The organism is Mesorhizobium sp. M0185, assembly GCF_040322175.1.
Lineage (GTDB): Bacteria > Pseudomonadota > Alphaproteobacteria > Rhizobiales > Rhizobiaceae > Mesorhizobium.
Genome location: NZ_JAMYSY010000012.1, coordinates 89,166 through 106,736, shown reverse-complemented (window position 1 = coordinate 106,736; position 17,571 = coordinate 89,166). Strand labels below are relative to the sequence as shown.

Here is a 17,571-nt window from a genome sequence, read left to right as displayed (position 1 = left end):
CACCGTCGGAGGCGGCTTTCGGGTCGCCGTTTTCATTTGACGGTGGCATTCTGATTTCTCCAGACCAACGGATAAGCGACGCGATGCTCGTACTGCCCAAAGGCGTCCGCCATATGCCCGGCTACCTGTCGCGCGCCATGCAGGAAGTGCTGGTGGAAGATATCAGGCAGGTCGTGCAGAACGCGCCGCTGTTCGTGCCGGCGATGCCGCGTACCGGCAAGGAGATGAGCGTGCGCATGACCAATTGCGGTCCGCTGGGCTGGGTCACCGACAAGGAGCACGGCTATCGCTACCAGCCGACCCACCCGGTGACCGGAAGGCCTTGGCCGCCGATCCCGGAGATGCTGCTCGAACTGTGGCGGGATGTATCTGCCTATGCGCACCCGCCGGAAGCCTGCCTGGTCAATTTCTATTCGCAGGATGCCAAGATGGGTCTTCACCAGGACCGCGACGAGAGCGATTTCTCCGCGCCTGTCGTCTCGGTGTCGCTCGGCGACGATTGCCTGTTCCGGGTCGGCCAGACGACGCGCGACGGCGCCACCAAATCGTTCAGGCTGAGGAGCGGCGACGTCGTCGTGCTTGGCGGCGAAGGGCGGCTCTGCTTTCACGGCGTCGATCGTATCTACCCGTCGACCTCGGCATTGCTCAGGAGTGGCGGCCGCATCAATCTGACGCTGCGACGGGTGACGATGCCGAAATAGGCTGTTCGGGTGGCCGGTGGCCCGGGCGGACATAATCGTCGCGCAGATAGATGCGCTCGGTCTCGTCCTCGATAAGAATGCGGTAGTGCGCCAGGATGGCGTCAAAGCCAAAACGCCCCATCAGTTGGCTTGTCCACATCGTGTTGTTTTTCTTGAAGACGACGATATCCGGGCGCAGACGCACGAACTCTTCGCGTTTGCTTTCGACGTAGCGCGCCATGATGGCTCGGTAACGCATGGCTTCGGCGGTGTCACCCGAGAGAGATGCCTGCCGGGACAGGGAAAGTGCGAACGCTCCAAGCCAATCGCTGACGTGGGTCGAAACGAACTGCCCATCGATCATACGGTTCAACGGATGTCCCGAGGAAATATCCGAACTGACCAACGCTACGGTCGGCCGATCGGTGGCGGCGCGAATTGCGGCAACCAGCGCCGGCCCTGGTTTCTGGGTGCTCCAGTACGGCAAGAAAGCGATTGCCACCGCCGCCAATGCCCAAGCTCGCGAAGGAGCCGTCACGAACGTCAACAGCTTCGACGGCTGCTGCACGATCCTGGGCAGTGCCAACAGGCAGAAAATGGCTGCCACAGCGCAAAAGATCGCGGGATAGGCATGATAAGACCAGCCTTTGGCCTGGTAGAACAGGGGAAACATGCCGGCGATCGATGCCGCCAACGCTACCGCCGCCAGCTCTGGAAATCGCTTGGCAGGCCACAGCCACCAGATCAGGAAGACAAGGAAACACCACGAGAAACCGTAGCCGATCACAATCGGCCAAAAGATGCCGATCTTTGCATAAACGTCCGCCAAGAGGGGATAGATGTCGCGCACGAATTCCGGATGGATCAGCGTGACGGTGCCGAGATAGACAACGCAGATGCCGCCAATGACCCAGTGTTCCAGGGCGAAGATCGATTTCAGACTGCGCCGGCGCACTGCAACGACCAGCGCCGGCGCCAACACCATGATCGCATAGTAGGGCTTGACCAGCAGCAGAATGCTGCCCGACAGGCCGGCGAGTACGGCGAGCCCGGGGTCTGGTTGGGCAGCTGCATCTCTGCGCGCGCGCCAGGCATGAAGCGCAAGCAGCGGCATGAAAAGTGCCATGCCGATATGCTCCCGCTCGCTGAAGGCATTTCCGGGGAAGACCACCAACATTGCGCAAAACGCTGGCCCCAGTGCAAACAATGATGCAGTTTCGGTGAAACCCGCACGCTTGACGATCACGCCCGAGAGCGAAAGTCCGATAAGCACGGCAAGGTATGTCCAGGCCTCAACCAGGATTTCCGGGGCGGTGCCCAGCAATCTGGCCGCAGCCACTGGCGGCAGATAGAGCCAGACGCTGAATGGGGGATTGGTCTCGTAGATTTGCGAGTAAAGCCGCTCACCGGACAGCATACGCTCGCAGACCGTGATCAGCCAGCTAGTGTCGGGAACAGTCCCCCAACGTCGCTGCCAGAAGATCGAGAAGACGGTGACTGCGGCAATGGCCAGGACATTGCGGCTAGGAAGCAGCGACGCCGCAATATCCCGGTCGCGCCAGCGGCTCAAGCCGCCAACGTCGTTCGAGACGCTCATGCTGTTGCACCGAGGCTCTCGAGATCGAGCCATATGTCGTCCAGTGGAGCGATTGGATCCAGCCGTGTCATGGGTTTCCGGGGGCTCCTGCTCAATCGGTTTGGAGCGGCGCAGGCGCCGTGTAACGCAGATAGACAGTGATTTCCGGCTCGGCGTGCAGCAGACGATAGCCGGCCAAGGCGACCTGGATCCGCTTGTCCTGCAGCATCAGGGCAGTCCACGCCGGCGAGCCTGACAGCACGATATCGGGCTTCTTCGCTGATATCTCGGCGGCGTTTTCGCCGATCACCCGATCGCGGATGCTTTCAAGTTCCGGTCTCCGTTCGAGATCGCCGGTGACGCGGGCGAGCGTGTCCGCGTTGGAGACCGCCCAGGCGCTCGGATGGCGTGATATGAACCTGCCGCCGACCAGCCTGGCGAGGGGATGGGCAACCTGCATCTGGTCGGCAATCGACATGATGGCCGGGGTTTCGACCGTTGCGCGGATCGCGGCGACAGACCGGGCGATCGGGCCGTTATCCGTCGTCAGCGCCGCGTACTGTGCCCTGACCGCTATTTGCAGCACCAGCACGCAGCCGAAGATCAGGGCGGCCTTGCGAACGAAGCCTGCACTGCCGAATGTGCCGAACCGCACAAGCTGGATGCCAAATGCAAGTGTCGCAACAACGACCATCGGCAGCGCGTGATTGGGCCAACCCTTGCCCATGACAATGAAGGCCGGAATGAACCCCAGGGCGGTCAGGAGCGGAATCCTGACGTCCCAGTTCGTCTTTCTCAGGCCGCCGGCCGCAAGCACGGTGGCGGCGGCCAGAAGCAGCACCACTTTCGGCCAGTTTGCCAGCATATCGGCGGCAGAGGCCCTCAACGGAAGATAGACCTCCCTGACCAAGGGCAGGACGTCGCTGACGTAAGCGCGGTCGAAGAGCGCGATGGACGCTATATAGGCGGCCACGATCGCAGCGCCCATCAGGTTCTCTGCGACGAAGAGCGGTCTCAGCGACCGCCTTTCAAGCGCAAGACAGAGCGACGGCAACATGAAGGCCAGCACAAAATAGGGCGGCTTGACCATGACCACGACCGCCGCGCAGAGGCCCGCGACCATGTGCTCCAGGCGCGAGCCCGCGCTGAAATCCAGGTTCCGCTGACGTGTGCATTGCAACGCCACCCAAGGCAGAATGGCAATCAATGCGAAGTGCTCGCGTTGGCCGAATTGATCCGGCATGAAACACAGGATCAAAAACAGGGCCGCGGCTGCCGCCCACAGCGCATGGGGCTGCCGGTATACCGGTTCATCGCGCGCGAGAATGCGGACGGAAACGAAAAGACTGGCCAGGCTCAGGCAAACGATGCCAAGCGTCAGCCAGAATTCCGCACGCATGCCAGTGAGCTTTTCCAGGAGCATGAACGGCATGTAGAGCCAGATCGAGAAAGGGGGGTTGGTCTCCACGATGTCGGTGTTGAGCCGCTCTCCGCCAAGCAGGCGGTCGCAGACGACCAGAAGCCATGACACGTCAACATTGGTCGGAATTGCAACAGTCGATAGCCAGACGGCGTATGTGACGATCAGACTGGCCAGCAGCAACGGAGCACCCGCTACGCCCACAAAGGGCGAGAAGCGGTTGGCGCCGGGCAGCAGTTCACTGAGGGATCGCGCGCTAGAGACCACGAAACACCCAGCGCCCGAGGACGACATAGTTGATGACCGGCACGGCAATGCAGGTGAGCAGGATCGGGATTGCGGCAGGGACGCCGAGCATCTGGGTCAAAAGCCCCGGCAGGGCGATCGCGACGGCGAGCCCGGAAGCGGTGAGCAGGAGGAAGCGGGGCAATTCCATAGCGTGGCTGCCGCCCGAGGTGAACGTGAAATATTTATGCCCGGTGTAGGAGAACAACGCGGCGACGGCGTAGGCCGCAAACGATGTGAGCGCCGCCGGCAGGGCTGCCGTTGCCTGTCCACGCGACAGCAGAAAAGCGCAAACGGCGTAGATCAGCGTCGACGCGATGCCAATCAGCGCAAAGCGCGATAGTCGACGATACGAGCCGGTGCCCATGACGCGGTCAAGCTGCCAATTTCTCGTCGGGGCGAGCGGTTTCGACGGCGCTGTTCTTGCGGAATACCGCCAGCAGCGAAACCCCGAAGGGCAAGCTTGCATTTGGTATGATGCGGCCTTCCGCCGAAAACACTGCCTTCATCGCTGCATTCAGTGGTTTTGGCGGCGTGGCATGGCCGGCTGGCAAGGCCGACTTGCGCAACCTGTCCACCAGTCGTGCCAGCGCCGCTACCGGGAAGAGCGCGGCATTTGTGTAGCTCAGCCGGTCGATCGCGAAACCGGCCCTTTCGATTCGTTCACGCAGCAGATTGCGTGAATAGCGCCGCATATGATGCAGCCCCACATCATGCGTGCTCCACAGCCATTGGTGTGCGGGCACAGTGAGGACGACACTGCCGCCCGGTTTCAGCACTTGGCGGATCGCGGCAAGCGACGCCTCGTCTTCGGCGACATGCTCCAGCACGTCGAACAGGCAGACGAGGTCGCAGCTTTGCGGCGCGACAGGAATGTTGTCCGGCAGATGGCCGGCGAGGAAGTCGCGGCCGGTCTTTTCCCAGGCAATCCTGCGCGCGAGATCGCTCATCTCGACTGCCGTCACTGCGCCGAACTGCTCCAGCATCCGGATGTTGCCGCCGGTGCCGGCGCCGATCTCTACGATGCGCGCGTTTTCAGGCAGGCCGATGCTGCGAATGACCGCCTCGGCGATGGCGCGACGCCCGCAGAACCACCAATGCTCGTCTTCGGTGGCGGCCATCTGTCGGTAAGCGTCGATCTCCATCAGCTCACTCCCTCATATTTGCGGCGCACGATATAGATCGGACGCTGCTTGATCTCGGCGTAGACCCTGCCGAGGTATTGTCCGATGATGCCGATGCCGAGTAACTGGATGCCGCCAAGGAAAAGAACACTGACCAGCAGGGAGGCGTAGCCGGGCACATCAACGCCAAAGATCATTGTCTTGGCGACGATCAGCAGGCCGTAGAGGAACGACAGCGCGGAAATCGTCGCGCCGACATAGGTCCAGATTTCAAGCGGAGCGGTGGAGAAGCTGGTGATGCCTTCGAGCGCGAAGTTCCACAGCTTCCAGCCGGAGAATTTCGACTGGCCGGCGATGCGCTGATCGCGGACATATTCGACGCTTGCGGTACGGAACCCGACCCAGGCGAACAGGCCCTTCATGAAACGACGGCGTTCGGGCAAAGACCGCAGCGCCTGGATGACCTGGCGGTCGATCAAACGGAAGTCGCCGACATCGTGCGGGATCTTCTGCTGCGCGATCCAGTTGTGAACGCGGTAGAACATCGAGGCGGAGCGCTGCTTGAGAAAGCTGTCGCTCGACCGATTGGCTCGCTTGGCCAGAACAACCTCAAAACCCTCGCGCCACTTTTCCACAAGCAGCGGAATGACATGCGGCGGATCCTGCATATCGACATCCATCGGGATCGCTGCATCGGCATCGCAGCTGTCGAGCCCCGCGGTCATCGCGGCTTCCTTGCCGAAATTGCGTGAAAGGTCGATTACGTGGATGCGTGGATCGGTTTGTTGGGCTTCGATCAGCTTTTCGAGCGTCGTATCGCTGCTGCCGTCGTTGACGAAGATGAACTCGAGGGCAACGCCTTTGTCCTTCAGCAGCGCGGTGCTTTCGCATACCGCCTTCAGGAATGGAGCAATTGCGCCTTCCTCATTGTGGACAGGCACGATCAAGGCAATCGTTGCGCCGCCGCTGCCCGGACGTGCGATGCGGTCAGATGCCGGCCGATCGATGTTTAGGAATGGCGCATTCATTTGTTTGCCGAGCCCGCAGATCAGGCCCGACAATAGAAAGACTGGGTTAAGATGACTTTAAGGAATGTCCCGGGATTTCACAGTTTCCTGAGCGCCACTTCCTCGACCAGATGGTTGGCGCCCTTGCGCAGGATGAGATCGGCTCGGGCGCGGGTCGGCAATATATTCTCGCGCAGATTCTTCAGGTTGATGTTGGTCCACAGGCCCTCGGCGATGGCGCGGGCCGCATCTTCGGAAAGTTGCGAATAGCGGTGAAAGAAGGAGGCCGGGTCGCGGAAGGCGGTTTCGCGCAACCGCATGAAGCGGGCGATATACCAGTGATGGATCAGCGCCTCCTCGGCATCGATATAGATGGCGAAGTCAAAGAAATCCGACAGGAAAGGCACGATCTTGCCGTCCTTCGGCAGCTTGCCCGGCTGCAGGACATTAATGCCTTCGAAGATCAGGATGTCGGGCCGGTCGATGGTCTGGAACTCGCCCGGAATGACGTCATAGGTCAGGTGCGAATAGACCGGCGCGCGGACGTTGCGCTGCGCCGATTTGATGCCGGACAGGAAGCGCAGCAGCGCGCCGACGTCGTAGCTGTCCGGAAAGCCCTTGCGCTCCATCAGATTGTTGCGGCGCAGGACTTCGTTCGGCAGCAGGAAACCATCGGTGGTGACTAGGTCGACCTTGGGACTCGACGGCCAGCGCGCCAGCAGCTCCTTTAGCACGCGCGCCGTGGTCGATTTGCCGACCGCGACGGAACCGGCAATGCCGATGATGAACGGTGTCTTGGCCGCGTCCAGCGCGTTGAAGAAGGCCTGGCGTTGCCTGAACAGGAGTTGACTGGCTTCGACATGAGCCGACAACAGCCGTGACATCGAAAGATAGATGCGCTCGACCTCGTGGAGATCGACCGGATCGTTCAGCGACCGCAGACGACGGACCTCGTCCTCGGTGAGCGTCATCGGCGTATCGGCGCGGAACCGCGACCATTGCTCGGCCGAGAAGAAACGATAGGGTGAATACTTCTCGGTAGGAGCGAGCTGGTCCATCGAGTTCCTCCGCAGCGATCAGCCCCGGTCCAGCCGAGACGCCTTTTCGGCGATGCCCGAACGACCGGTGCGGCGTTCAAGCTCGTTGAGCACATCGCTCAGCGGAATGTCCGCTATGCCGAGAACGACAAGCCAATGATAGATGAGATCGGCGCTTTCCGAAACAAGCGCGGCCCTATCGGCGCTGACGGCTGCGATCACCGTTTCGACTGCCTCTTCGCCGAGTTTCTGCGCTGCCTTGCTCATGCCACGCTGAAAGAGCTTGGCCGTCCACGAATCCGGATCGCCGGAACGTGCGCGTTCGCCAATAATCTTCTCCAGATCGGAGAGCGAGAACTCGGTCATGACGGCGTTTACAGCCTCTTCTTAGCCGGAAAGGCTCTAGGACCGATTACCCGGCGAGTCCAGCCGCATCGGCAGTCCGGCCTGAGCCATGTGCAGCTTGGCTTCGGCGATGCTGTAGGTGCCGAAATGGAAGATCGACGCCGCCAGCACCGCGCCGGCATGGCCGTCGCGAATGCCTTCGACAAGGTGGTCGAGCGTGCCGACGCCACCGGAAGCGATGACCGGCACGCGTACGGCATCGGCGACCGCGCGGGTAAGGGCTATGTCGTAGCCGGCCTTGGTGCCGTCGCGGTCCATCGATGTTAGCAGGATCTCGCCGGCGCCGAGATCGACCACTCGCCGAGCGAACTCGACGGCGTCGATGCCGGTCTTCTCGCGGCCGCCATGGGTGAATATCTCCCAGCGATCAGCCTCGCTCGCAGCGGACACTTTCTTGGCATCGATGGCGACGACGATGCACTGGTTGCCGAATTTGTCGGCAGCCTCGGCGACAAAATTTGGGGTCTTCACCGCCGCCGTGTTGATCGACACCTTGTCGGCGCCGGCCAGTAGCAGCTTCCTGATGTCGGCGACCTGACGGACGCCACCGCCAACGGTCAGCGGCATGAAACATTGTTCGGCGGTGCGGGCGATGACATCGAAAATGGTCTCGCGGTTTTCCGACGAGGCGGTGATGTCGAGAAAGCAGAGCTCGTCGGCGCCGGCCGCGTCATAGGCTTTTGCCGCTTCGACGGGATCGCCGGCATCGACCAGGTCGACGAAATTAACGCCCTTGACGACACGGCCGTTCTTGACGTCGAGACAGGGGATGACGCGGGCTTTCAGCATCAGATCCTCTCGATCGCCGCAAGAATCTCGACAAGCAGCTGGCCGACGACGGGCGGAACTTCGGACTGGGAATCAAAGGCCGGGTCGTAGGCCGAGAGCGTCACGCCGACGATTGGGATTGACCTGGCCAGTCCGCAGGCAAGCTGCCGTAGCTGTTCCGGACTCGGGCCGCCCGGGTGCGCGTAGCGGTTCACCTGCAACACATCCGGATCGAGGACATCCAGGTCGAGATGCAGATGCGCCCGCACAGTCCCTGTCGCCGTGAGCTTTCCGATCATATCGAGTGCACCGGCACATTCGGTGCGCACGATCGGCAAAGTTTCCAGCAGTCGCTTTTCGTCGGGATCGAGGTCGCGGGCATCGACCAGCATGCAGCGCGCCGGGTCTATCGGCCGGAACCCCGGAATTGCTGCCGCCATCGGATGCCAGCAGAGCCCGAGCGTCGCCGCCAGCGCCATGCCGTCGAGAAAGCCGTAGGAGGACGTCTCCGGCGTGTTGAGATCGCCATGCTGGTCGATCCAGATGATCGAATCCGCAACTTCACCGCCGACCGCACCGGCGGCGGTCAGGCAATTTCCAGCAAGGACAATGGGGAAGCGTCCTCCATCGCGGGCGAGGTTAACCTTGGTCGCGACGGCGTTGCAGACGGCGAAGCCGGTTGCAATTTCGCGCCCCTGCTCGTCTCCGACCTTGCCGATATCTTCGACGGCGACGTCATGGCCAGCCACGGTCAGGGCTTCGACCAGCCCACCGCCGATGATGGCGTCCGGCCCCTGGCCGCACCCTTCGTGATAGTGCCCGCTGTCGTAGGGAGCAACGATAATCGAGACCTTCACGTTTCACACCCCTGCCATCGGTTTGCCACGCAGGATCGCCAATGCCTCGGCCGGGTCGATGCGGCCGTCGTAGAGGGCGCGTCCGGAGATCGCGCCTTCGAGCTTGCGGGCATCGGGCATGGTCATGCGCACGATGTCGGCGATCGAGGCGAGCCCGCCCGAGGCGATAACCGGGATCGACACCGCGTCGGCGAGATCGATGGTGGCGTCCCAGTTGATACCGGTCAGCACACCGTCGCGGTCGATATCGGTGTAGATGATGGCGGCGACGCCGGCACCCTCGAATTTCCTCGCCAGTTCAATGACGCCGAGGCTCGAGGCTTCAGCCCAGCCTTCGACCGCGACCTTGCCGCCCTTGGCGTCGATGCCGACCGCGATCTTGCCCGGGAATGCCTTGCAGGCCTGCCTGACCAGATCCGGATCGCGCACCGCCACGGTGCCAAGAATGACGCGGGCCAGCCCACGGTCGAGCCAGTCCTCGATCTGCGCCAGGGTGCGGATGCCGCCGCCGAGCTGCACCGGATTGCTCGTCGCCTTCAGGATGGCGCCGACCGCGGCGCTGTTGACGCTCTGGCCCTTGAAGGCGCCGTTGAGGTCGACGACGTGCAACCATTCGAAGCCCTGCTCTTCGAAGGCGCGCGCCTGAGCGGCGGGATCGTCATTGTAGATGGTGGCGGTCGCCATGTCGCCATGCCTGAGGCGCACGCATTTGCCGTCCTTGAGGTCTATCGCCGGAAACAGAAACACCTTCAGGCGCCTTCGACGATGACAAAGTGGCCGGTCGAGCCGGCGAGCCTGTACTTCAAGGCCTCCTGGTATTCAGGCGAGCCGTAGCATTCCAGCGCCTTTTCATAGGATTCGAATTCCACCAGCACGTGGCGATTGCCTGCCGGTCCTTCCGGGCTGGTGTACCGCCCGGCGCGCACCGGGAACTTCGCGCCGTATTTCGCGAAAGCCGCGGCATTGGCCTCAATGTACTGCTTGTAGATCTCGGGATCGTGGACATCGACCATTGCCATCCAATAGCCCTTCTTGCTCATGGTTCAGGGCCTCCAGCCTAGGAAATTGGTGATCAGCGCCAGGCCCAGCGCCTGGCTCTTCTCGGGGTGGAATTGCGTTCCGGCTAGGTTGTCGCGGGCGACAGCGGCCGTTACCGGGCCGCCATAGTCGGCAACCGCCAGCACCTCATCCTCCTTCCGTGCATCAAGATGGTAGGAGTGGACGAAATAGGCGTGCAGTCCCTTGCCACCCGTCGCAATGCCGGAAAACAGCGGATGCTTGCGCTTCAGGTCAATCGTATTCCAGCCGATCTGCGGGATCTTCAGTGTCGGATCGGCCGGCGTGATCTCCTTGACGTCGCCGGCGACCCAGCCAAAGCCCTTTGTGACGGTCTTTTCCAGGCCTCGCTCCGACATCAGCTGCATGCCGACGCAGATGCCGAGGAACGGCCGAGCCTTGGCGATCGCCACCTCCTCGACCGCTTCCCACATGCCGGCGACGGCACGCAGTCCAGCGGCGCAATCGGCATAGGCACCGACGCCGGGCAGGACGATGCGGTCGGCGGTCCTGACCCGCTCGGCATCTGCGGTGAGTTCGATCGCGGCGGCAATGCCGGCTTCATGCGCGGCACGCTCGAAGGCCTTGGTGGCCGAGCGCAGATTGCCCGACCCGTAATCGATGATCGCCACCCTCATCTCAGGGCTTTCCCGGAATATGGTTCAGCCCCAGCGCCAGGCCCATCTGCGCCGACCGGGCATGTGCTGCGTCTGGGACGATGCGTTGCACCGTCGGTTGTTCAGCCGATTGAGCATTGGCTTCCAATGCATAGCGGACGTCTGCGTCGTCGAGCCTGTCGGCCTCGACCACGCCCCATTCATGCCAGCCGCGACGGCGCAGGGCTGCGATCCGCAAGGCCTGCCCTTCCAGTCCGACAAAGAGCATGACAAGTAGGGATAAAAGCGAGCCGGCTGTTTCCAGGTCCAGCCTTTCGCCCAGCATCGAGAGCAGGCCCATGGCGACAAACGCCAATGCCGCCTCGACCCAGAGCCGGTGCCAGGCCAGCCACAGCGGCGGCACCAAGAAGCCGAGCCAGGCAAAGCCGTCACGGATAAAAGTAGTGTCCACGCTTTCGCTGCGGCCTGGCGGCTCCATCACGACATAGATGGCCATGACGCTATCCTTTCAGGGATCCCTTGGTGGAGGGAACCGCGTCCGGCTGGCGCGGGTCGCGCTCAAGCGCCGAACGCAGCGCACGCGCCACGGCCTTGAAGCAGGTCTCGGCGACGTGGTGGTTGTTGGCGCCGTAATGATTGGTGACATGAAGCGTGATGCCGGCATTCTGCGCCAGCGCGTGGAAGAATTCGCGCACCAGCTCGGTGTCGAACGTACCGATCTTCGGCGACGAGAATGAAACATTCCAGACCAGAAAAGGCCGGCCGGAGACATCGATTGCCGCCCGCGTCAGTGTCTCGTCCATGGCGAGATCGATCGAGGCGTAGCGCATGATGCCGCGCCGCTCGCCCAATGCCTTGGCCAGCGCCTGGCCGAGCGCAATGCCCGTATCCTCGACCGTGTGGTGGTCGTCTATGTGCAGGTCGCCCTTGGCCTTCACGGTCATGTCGATCAGCGAATGGCGCGACAACTGGTCCAGCATATGGTCGAAGAAGCCGACGCCCGTCGAAACGTCGGATTTGCCCGAGCCGTCGACCTGAACCGACACGGCGATGTCGGTTTCCCTGGTCTTGCGGCTTATCTCGGCGGAACGGGGCGCCATGACCTCATCCTTGTCTCAGATTTTGCACGATTCAGGCGTTCACATGCCTGAAAACGAAAGCCTTCTAGCAGCATGATCCGGCGATTGCCAGTTACCGCTGCGGAGCACAGTCCGGCCCGGCGGATGGCCGGTTTGCAATCGTCCGGCCTATGCATACATATGGCCGATCAAATCACTCGTAACGCGCCGATCGCCTCGATGGGATCGGTGCTTATCGGAGCAGAAAATGTCGAATGAACTGACCATGCATGCCACGACCATCCTGACCGTGCGCAAGGGCGGCAAGGTGGTGATCGCCGGCGACGGCCAGGTCAGCCTCGGCCAGACCATCATGAAGGGCAACGCCAAGAAGGTGCGCCGCATCGGCAAAAGCGGCAACGTCATCGCCGGTTTCGCCGGCGCCACCGCCGATGCTTTCACGCTGCTTGAGCGACTCGAAGCCAAGCTCGAACAATATCCCGACCAGCTGACACGTGCCTGCGTCGAGCTCGCCAAGGACTGGCGCACCGACCGCTATTTGCGGCGGCTGGAAGCGATGATGCTGGTGGCCGACAAGTCGGTGTCGCTGGCGCTGACCGGCACCGGCGACGTGCTGGAGCCCGAATTTGGCGTCATGGCCATCGGCTCGGGCGGCAATTACGCGCTGGCAGCGGCACGCGCGCTGGTGGACAGCGACAAGGGCGCAGAGGAGATCGCCCGCAAGGCGATGCAGATCGCGTCAGACATTTGCGTCTACACCAACAACAACTTCGTCGTCGAAACCCTCGATGCCGCCTGAGCGGAGCCTCCGCTATGGTTTTCGGCCGGTGACCCAGAGGGACCTGCCGATGATCGCCGGCTGGCTTGCCGAGCCGCATGTCGCCGAATGGTGGAACGACCCAGAGACCGAGATCGCGGAGATCCGCGAGCACATCGACAGCATTTCGGTCGAGCCGCTGATTATCGAGCTCGACGGAAAGCCCATCGGCTATTTGCAGAGCTACGATCCGCATCTGGAGGACGGCCATCCCTATAGCGACCAGCCGTTCGGCACGCTCGGCATCGATCTGTCGATCGGCGTGCCGGAGCTTGTCGGGGTCGGCCACGGCTCCGCGATCGTCCGGCAGTTCGTCGAGCAGCTTTTCGAGGAAGGTACGCCGCGCGTCATCATCGACCCGGACCCCGCCAATGCACGGGCTATCCGTGCCTATGAAAAGGCCGGTTTCACGGCTATCGATCGCAGGAAGTCGGAATATGGCGATGCCGTGCTGATGGCGATTGATGCCCCAGAGGGTGATGCCGGACAGGGTGACGCAGAAGAGGGGCAATAGCAGCATGAGCGTATCCAGCGACAAAACCGTCTCGGCCTACTACGACAGCTGGCGAATGGGGCTTCTGCTGGTTCTCGGCCTGGTCATCTTCCAGGCCGGGGTCCTCTACGGCATGGGGCGGACGCCGATCTGTACCTGCGGCTATGTCAAGCTGTGGCACGGCATCGTGCAGAGCTCGGAGAATTCCCAGCATATTTCCGACTGGTACAGCTTCTCCCACATCATTCACGGTTTCCTGTTCTATGCGCTGGCGTGGTTCCTTTTCCCGCGCTCGCCGATCGGGCTCAGGCTGGCCTTTGCGGTGGTTATAGAGGGCGGCTGGGAGCTGCTCGAGAACAGCCCTTTCATCATCGATCGCTATCGCGCCGGCACGATCTCGCTCGACTATTATGGCGACAGCATCATCAATTCGGTGTCGGACACGCTGGCCATGGTGCTGGGGTTTGTCATGGCGCGAAGGCTTCCTATATGGGTGGTCGTAACCCTCGCCCTCATCTTCGAATTCGGTGTCGGCTATCTCATCCGGGACAATCTGACACTCAACGTGATCATGCTGCTGCATCCGTTCGAGTCCATTCGGCAGTGGCAAAGTGGAATTTAGTGACATGAGCACCTTCTCTCCTCGCGAAATCGTTTCGGAACTCGACCGCTTCATCATCGGCCAGAAAGACGCCAAGCGTGCCGTGGCGATTGCCTTGCGCAACCGCTGGCGCCGCCAGCAGCTCGAGGGCCAGATGCGCGAAGAGGTGATGCCGAAGAATATCCTGATGATCGGCCCGACCGGCGTCGGCAAGACCGAGATTTCGCGCCGCCTGGCACGCCTTGCCGGTGCGCCTTTCGTTAAGGTCGAAGCCACCAAGTTCACCGAGGTCGGTTATGTCGGCCGCGATGTCGAGCAGATCATCCGCGACCTGGTCGAGATCGCCATCGGGCTGGTTCGCGAGAAGATGCGCGAGGACGTCAAGGCGCGTGCCCACATCAACGCCGAGGAACGGGTGCTCGAAGCGCTCGTCGGCAAGACGGCGAGCCCGGCCACCCGTGACAGTTTCCGCAAGAAGCTGCGCGACGGCGAGCTCGACGACAAGGAGATTGAGATCGAAGTGGCCGATACCGGCAATGGCGGCATGCCCGGCTTCGAGATCCCCGGCATGCCGGGCGCCAATATCGGCGTGCTCAACATCAACGATATGCTGTCGAAAGCGATGGGCGGCAAGAAGACCAAGTTGCGCAAGACGACCGTCAAGGAGTCCTACGGGCTGTTGATCAGCGACGAGTCCGACAAGCTGCTCGATCAGGACGAAGTGGTGCGCAGGGCGCTCGAATCGACCGAGAATGACGGCATTGTCTTCCTTGACGAGATCGACAAGATCGCCTCGCGTGAAGGCGGCATCGGTGCCGGTGTTTCGCGCGAGGGCGTCCAGCGCGACCTGTTGCCACTGGTCGAAGGCACCACGGTTGCGACCAAATACGGACCGGTGAAGACCGACCACATCCTGTTCATCGCCTCGGGTGCGTTCCACGTCGCCAAGCCCTCCGATCTGCTGCCGGAATTGCAGGGCCGCCTGCCGATCCGCGTCGAGCTGCGGGCGCTGGAGAAGGGCGATTTCGTCCGCATCCTCACCGAGACCGAAGCCAGCCTGATCAAGCAGTATATCGCGCTGATGAAGACCGAAGGCGTCGATCTGGTCTTCACCGACGACGCCATCGATTCGTTGGCCGGCATCGCCGTGGACCTCAACGCCAGCGTCGAGAATATTGGCGCCAGGCGGCTGCAGACGGTGATGGAACGGGTGCTGGACGATATCTCCTATGACGCGCCGGACCGCAACGGCACCTCGGTGACCATCGATGCCGCCTATGTCGAAAAGCATGTCGGCGACCTCTCCAGAAACACGGACTTGTCGCGTTTCATCCTGTAGGAGACGCTTCATTCTCGAAGAGGGTCGGGGAATTGCTCCCGGCCTCCCCAATTTGGCCCAGCATTCCCGATGTGTGGCCAAATGGAAGCATCCGGCAAGCTTTCGTCCCGTCGGGTGCAGGCGTCTCTCGACTCCCGGTGGAGCATTACCTAGTTTGCCGGCGACTATTTGGGCGGCGGCGCATGAAAAAAAAACTGATCCTCGTCATTTTGGGGCTGACGCTGGCGGCAGCCATGTTCGCCGCGCAAGCGGCAACGATGGTGCCGCCGGGCAACCGCAACACCGAGCAGCCCGACATACCGGGCGCTTCGAGCCGGCGCACCCAGGCGACCAACACCACCTTCCAGGCGAAATACCGCAAAGTCTTTGCGCTGCTCCAGAACGATGCCGAGCTGCGCGGCAAGATCAAGCAGGCAGCCGCGGCCTATGACATCGACCCAATGCATATCGTTGGAGCCATCGTCGGCGAGCATACCTATAATGTCGATGCCTATGACCGGCTGCAGACCTATTACGTCAAGGCGATCTCGTATCTGTCGAGCAAGCTCTCCTTTGCCTATGATGGCGAGGACATCACCTATTTCGTGCAACGGCCGCAATTTGCGAAATGCGCAGGGAAGTCCGACAGCTACGATCTGTGGGAGTGCCGCGAACAGGTGTGGAACCGGTCGTTCCGCGGCAAAACCGTCAACGGCGAGAGCTTTCCCAACGACCGCTTCGGCGCCACTTTCTTCCAGCCTTATTATGCCGGCCAGACTTTTGGCATTGGCCAGCTCAATCCGCTGACCGCACTGCAGATGAGCGACCTCGTGCACAAGGTTTCCGGCCTGCCGGAACTCGACGTCGGCGACCCCAATGCGGTCTACAAGACGATCATGGACCCTGACCTGACACTGCCTTATGTCGCGGCGACGATAAGGAAGTCGATCGACGCCTATAAAAGCATTGCCGGCTTCGACATCTCAGGCAATCCCGGCATCACGTCGACGCTCTACAATGTCGGCAACCCCGAACAGCGCGCCTATGCGCTGAAGGCCGAGAACGACAAACGCCGCGCTGCGGGCGAGCCGGAAAAACTGCCCGAGGAAAATTACTATGGCTGGCTGGTCAACGACAAGCTGCCGGAGCTGAAAGCGCTGTTTTAGCCGAACGCGTTCGGCCAATTATCCACGCGGCGGATCAAGCCGCCAGCAACGACTTTAACTTGACGGACTGCGAGCCTAGCGCTTCCGGCGCCGGCCTTGCCTGCTTTGCAATCAGCATCTCGGCCAGCCTTATGTCGCGGGCGACCGCGTTGCCGGCGCCGATGCCGCTTGCCGCAACCAGCCTGCCGTCTTCGGCGAGGTGGAACAGGATGAAGGCGCCGTCGCCGAGGTCGCGGCGCACGATGCTGCGGCCTTCGTCCGACAGGCCGGCGATCTGCAAGGTCAGGCCGTACTGATCCGACCAGAACCACGGCACCGCCGCATGGGCCTCGCCGGCGCCAAGCATATTCCTTGCGGCGAGCGCGCCCTGCTCCTGTGCGTTGCGCCAGGCTTCGAGCCGCACGCGCCGGCCGCCATAGATGGCGAGCGGAAACGAACAGCAATCGCCGGCGGCAAAGACATCCGGGTCGCTGGTGCGAAGCTCGGCGTCGACGGCGATGCCATTGTCGACGGTCAGCCCCGCCTCCGCGGCAAGTCCGGTCACCGGCATGGCGCCGATGCCGATCACGGCAAGATCGGCGACAATGTCGCGTCCACCGGCGAGCGCGATGCGCACTTCGGCGCCATCATCGGCAATGGCGGCGATGCCCTCGCCGCACAGGATTTTCACGCCTTCCGCTTCATGCGCCTGATGGATAACCCCAGCGATCTCGGCTGGCACGCCGCGCATCAAGATGCGCGGCTGCGCCTCAATGATGGTGACCGCCGCACCCAGCCTGCGCGCCGCCGCGGCAAGCTCAAGCCCGATGAAGCCGCCGCCAATGATGGCGATGCGATTGCCGGCGCTGAGATGGGCGCGAATGGCCAGCGCGTCGTTGAAGGTCCGGAGGTAGACGCAGCGCCCGCCAAGGCCCGGCATCGGCAGCTTGCGCGGCACCGAACCGGTTGCCAGCAGGAGCTTGTCGTAGGCCAGGGCGGAACCGTCGGACAGGCGCACGACATGCGCCGTGCGGTCGATCGCCACAGCCAAAACCGAATGGATATGCCGGATAGAGCGCTCGGCCAAGATCGCGTCGCTGGCGATCGCCTTGATTAGGGGCGCGTCGGCAACCATCGCGTCTTTCGACAGCGGCGGGCGCTCATAGGGAAGATGCGGCTCGTCGCCGACCAGCGTCACCGGGCCATCATAGCCGAGCTCGCGCAGCGCAAGGGCGGCGCGCCCGCCGCATTCGCCGGCGCCAATGATGGCCATTCCCTTCGTCATC

General features: G+C 62.3%; 21 protein-coding genes. 6 read left to right on the top strand and 15 right to left on the bottom strand.

Annotated elements, in window-relative coordinates; translation table 11 throughout:
• Positions 1-83 precede the first annotated feature (83 nt).
• Complete coding sequence (locus NKJ20_RS12585; RefSeq protein ID WP_352454809.1) at positions 84-701, top strand: alpha-ketoglutarate-dependent dioxygenase AlkB family protein; 618 nt, start codon at positions 84-86, stop codon at positions 699-701.
• Here NKJ20_RS12585 and NKJ20_RS12580 read toward each other — a convergent pair.
• The 14 genes from NKJ20_RS12580 to hisB form a co-directional block, all read right to left on the bottom strand.
• On the bottom strand, positions 664-2,277 hold the full coding sequence (locus NKJ20_RS12580) for a hypothetical protein (protein WP_352744342.1): 1,614 nt from the start codon (positions 2,275-2,277) through the stop codon (positions 664-666). The genes NKJ20_RS12585 and NKJ20_RS12580 overlap by 38 nt on opposite strands.
• Before the next feature lie 91 nt (positions 2,278-2,368).
• Positions 2,369-3,859 (bottom strand): hypothetical protein, encoded by a 1,491-nt coding sequence (locus NKJ20_RS12575; RefSeq protein ID WP_352744340.1) that lies wholly within the window; start codon positions 3,857-3,859, stop codon positions 2,369-2,371.
• Between the two features lie 73 nt (positions 3,860-3,932).
• Positions 3,933-4,328, bottom strand: a complete 396-nt coding sequence (locus NKJ20_RS12570; RefSeq protein WP_023677541.1) for a GtrA family protein — start codon at positions 4,326-4,328, stop codon at positions 3,933-3,935.
• Positions 4,329-4,335: 7 nt separating this feature from the next.
• Positions 4,336-5,106 carry a class I SAM-dependent methyltransferase gene (locus NKJ20_RS12565; RefSeq protein WP_352744338.1) on the bottom strand — a complete coding sequence of 257 codons (771 nt, stop codon included), beginning with the start codon at positions 5,104-5,106 and terminating at the stop codon, positions 4,336-4,338.
• Positions 5,106-6,113: a glycosyltransferase family 2 protein gene (locus tag NKJ20_RS12560; RefSeq protein WP_352451661.1), complete on the bottom strand. Its 1,008-nt coding sequence runs from the start codon at positions 6,111-6,113 to the stop codon at positions 5,106-5,108. Before NKJ20_RS12560 ends, NKJ20_RS12565 begins: the two co-directional genes overlap by 1 nt.
• A 77-nt stretch (positions 6,114-6,190) precedes the next feature.
• The gene (coaA, locus tag NKJ20_RS12555) at positions 6,191-7,150 is read right to left on the bottom strand and encodes a type I pantothenate kinase (RefSeq protein WP_352451662.1); all 960 of its coding nucleotides are present in this window, start codon (positions 7,148-7,150) and stop codon (positions 6,191-6,193) included.
• 18 nt (positions 7,151-7,168) lie between these two features.
• On the bottom strand, positions 7,169-7,495 hold the full coding sequence (locus NKJ20_RS12550; protein ID WP_352576337.1) for a phosphoribosyl-ATP diphosphatase: 327 nt from the start codon (positions 7,493-7,495) through the stop codon (positions 7,169-7,171).
• A 36-nt stretch (positions 7,496-7,531) separates the two neighbouring features.
• On the bottom strand, positions 7,532-8,326 hold the full coding sequence (gene hisF, locus NKJ20_RS12545) for an imidazole glycerol phosphate synthase subunit HisF (RefSeq protein ID WP_023677537.1): 795 nt from the start codon (positions 8,324-8,326) through the stop codon (positions 7,532-7,534).
• Positions 8,323-9,159 carry an arginase family protein gene (locus NKJ20_RS12540; RefSeq protein ID WP_352744335.1) on the bottom strand — a complete coding sequence of 279 codons (837 nt, stop codon included), beginning with the start codon at positions 9,157-9,159 and terminating at the stop codon, positions 8,323-8,325. Before NKJ20_RS12540 ends, hisF begins: the two co-directional genes overlap by 4 nt.
• 3 nt (positions 9,160-9,162) lie before the next feature.
• Positions 9,163-9,906: a 1-(5-phosphoribosyl)-5-[(5-phosphoribosylamino)methylideneamino]imidazole-4-carboxamide isomerase gene (gene hisA, locus NKJ20_RS12535; RefSeq protein ID WP_352454816.1), complete on the bottom strand. Its 744-nt coding sequence runs from the start codon at positions 9,904-9,906 to the stop codon at positions 9,163-9,165.
• Positions 9,907-9,908: 2 nt separating this feature from the next.
• Positions 9,909-10,199 (bottom strand): DUF1330 domain-containing protein, encoded by a 291-nt coding sequence (locus NKJ20_RS12530; RefSeq protein WP_023677534.1) that lies wholly within the window; start codon positions 10,197-10,199, stop codon positions 9,909-9,911.
• 3 nt (positions 10,200-10,202) lie between these two features.
• The gene (gene hisH / locus NKJ20_RS12525; RefSeq protein ID WP_023677533.1) at positions 10,203-10,853 is read right to left on the bottom strand and encodes an imidazole glycerol phosphate synthase subunit HisH; all 651 of its coding nucleotides are present in this window, start codon (positions 10,851-10,853) and stop codon (positions 10,203-10,205) included.
• Position 10,854: 1 nt separating this feature from the next.
• A complete protein-coding gene (locus tag NKJ20_RS12520) occupies positions 10,855-11,328 on the bottom strand; it encodes a DUF2628 domain-containing protein (protein WP_352454819.1) in 474 nt (157 codons plus the stop codon).
• Between the two features lie 4 nt (positions 11,329-11,332).
• Complete coding sequence (gene hisB / locus NKJ20_RS12515) at positions 11,333-11,932, bottom strand: imidazoleglycerol-phosphate dehydratase HisB (RefSeq protein ID WP_352454820.1); 600 nt, start codon at positions 11,930-11,932, stop codon at positions 11,333-11,335.
• A gap of 226 nt (positions 11,933-12,158) precedes the next feature.
• On the opposite strand from hisB, the gene hslV reads away from it, so the two are divergent.
• The 5 genes from hslV (at position 12,159) to NKJ20_RS12490 (ending at position 16,306) form a co-directional block, all read left to right on the top strand.
• The gene (gene hslV, locus NKJ20_RS12510) at positions 12,159-12,710 is read left to right on the top strand and encodes an ATP-dependent protease subunit HslV (RefSeq protein ID WP_352454821.1); all 552 of its coding nucleotides are present in this window, start codon (positions 12,159-12,161) and stop codon (positions 12,708-12,710) included.
• Positions 12,700-13,242: a GNAT family N-acetyltransferase gene (locus NKJ20_RS12505; protein ID WP_352736755.1), complete on the top strand. Its 543-nt coding sequence runs from the start codon at positions 12,700-12,702 to the stop codon at positions 13,240-13,242. The genes hslV and NKJ20_RS12505 overlap by 11 nt, the downstream gene beginning before the upstream one ends.
• A gap of 4 nt (positions 13,243-13,246) precedes the next feature.
• Positions 13,247-13,843 carry a DUF2585 domain-containing protein gene (locus tag NKJ20_RS12500; RefSeq protein WP_023677528.1) on the top strand — a complete coding sequence of 199 codons (597 nt, stop codon included), beginning with the start codon at positions 13,247-13,249 and terminating at the stop codon, positions 13,841-13,843.
• Positions 13,844-13,847: 4 nt separating this feature from the next.
• Complete coding sequence (gene hslU, locus NKJ20_RS12495; protein ID WP_352454824.1) at positions 13,848-15,161, top strand: ATP-dependent protease ATPase subunit HslU; 1,314 nt, start codon at positions 13,848-13,850, stop codon at positions 15,159-15,161.
• Between the two features lie 182 nt (positions 15,162-15,343).
• Positions 15,344-16,306 (top strand): DUF1402 family protein, encoded by a 963-nt coding sequence (locus NKJ20_RS12490; RefSeq protein ID WP_352744330.1) that lies wholly within the window; start codon positions 15,344-15,346, stop codon positions 16,304-16,306.
• Between the two features lie 34 nt (positions 16,307-16,340).
• On the opposite strand, the gene NKJ20_RS12485 is transcribed toward NKJ20_RS12490, so the two are convergent.
• Complete coding sequence (locus NKJ20_RS12485; protein WP_352744381.1) at positions 16,341-17,570, bottom strand: NAD(P)/FAD-dependent oxidoreductase; 1,230 nt, start codon at positions 17,568-17,570, stop codon at positions 16,341-16,343.
• Position 17,571 lies beyond the last annotated feature (1 nt).

What these genes read in the sequence shown, in the direction of transcription:
- hslU (WP_352454824.1), top strand. Translation starts at nt 13,848, where the DNA reads ATGAGCACCTTCTCTCCTCGCGAAATCGTTTCGGAACTCGACCGCTTC.
- NKJ20_RS12490 (WP_352744330.1), top strand. Translation starts at nt 15,344, where the DNA reads ATGAAAAAAAAACTGATCCTCGTCATTTTGGGGCTGACGCTGGCGGCA.
- hslV (WP_352454821.1), top strand. Translation starts at nt 12,159, where the DNA reads ATGTCGAATGAACTGACCATGCATGCCACGACCATCCTGACCGTGCGC.
- hisH (WP_023677533.1), bottom strand. Translation starts at nt 10,853, where the DNA reads ATGAGGGTGGCGATCATCGATTACGGGTCGGGCAATCTGCGCTCGGCC.
- NKJ20_RS12530 (WP_023677534.1), bottom strand. Translation starts at nt 10,199, where the DNA reads ATGAGCAAGAAGGGCTATTGGATGGCAATGGTCGATGTCCACGATCCC.
- NKJ20_RS12585 (WP_352454809.1), top strand. Translation starts at nt 84, where the DNA reads ATGCTCGTACTGCCCAAAGGCGTCCGCCATATGCCCGGCTACCTGTCG.
- NKJ20_RS12560 (WP_352451661.1), bottom strand. Translation starts at nt 6,113, where the DNA reads ATGAATGCGCCATTCCTAAACATCGATCGGCCGGCATCTGACCGCATC.
- NKJ20_RS12500 (WP_023677528.1), top strand. Translation starts at nt 13,247, where the DNA reads ATGAGCGTATCCAGCGACAAAACCGTCTCGGCCTACTACGACAGCTGG.
- coaA (WP_352451662.1), bottom strand. Translation starts at nt 7,150, where the DNA reads ATGGACCAGCTCGCTCCTACCGAGAAGTATTCACCCTATCGTTTCTTC.
- hisB (WP_352454820.1), bottom strand. Translation starts at nt 11,932, where the DNA reads ATGGCGCCCCGTTCCGCCGAGATAAGCCGCAAGACCAGGGAAACCGAC.
- NKJ20_RS12485 (WP_352744381.1), bottom strand. Translation starts at nt 17,570, where the DNA reads ATGACGAAGGGAATGGCCATCATTGGCGCCGGCGAATGCGGCGGGCGC.
- NKJ20_RS12550 (WP_352576337.1), bottom strand. Translation starts at nt 7,495, where the DNA reads ATGACCGAGTTCTCGCTCTCCGATCTGGAGAAGATTATTGGCGAACGC.
- NKJ20_RS12565 (WP_352744338.1), bottom strand. Translation starts at nt 5,106, where the DNA reads ATGGAGATCGACGCTTACCGACAGATGGCCGCCACCGAAGACGAGCAT.
- NKJ20_RS12570 (WP_023677541.1), bottom strand. Translation starts at nt 4,328, where the DNA reads ATGGGCACCGGCTCGTATCGTCGACTATCGCGCTTTGCGCTGATTGGC.
- NKJ20_RS12520 (WP_352454819.1), bottom strand. Translation starts at nt 11,328, where the DNA reads ATGGCCATCTATGTCGTGATGGAGCCGCCAGGCCGCAGCGAAAGCGTG.
- NKJ20_RS12580 (WP_352744342.1), bottom strand. Translation starts at nt 2,277, where the DNA reads ATGAGCGTCTCGAACGACGTTGGCGGCTTGAGCCGCTGGCGCGACCGG.
- NKJ20_RS12505 (WP_352736755.1), top strand. Translation starts at nt 12,700, where the DNA reads ATGCCGCCTGAGCGGAGCCTCCGCTATGGTTTTCGGCCGGTGACCCAG.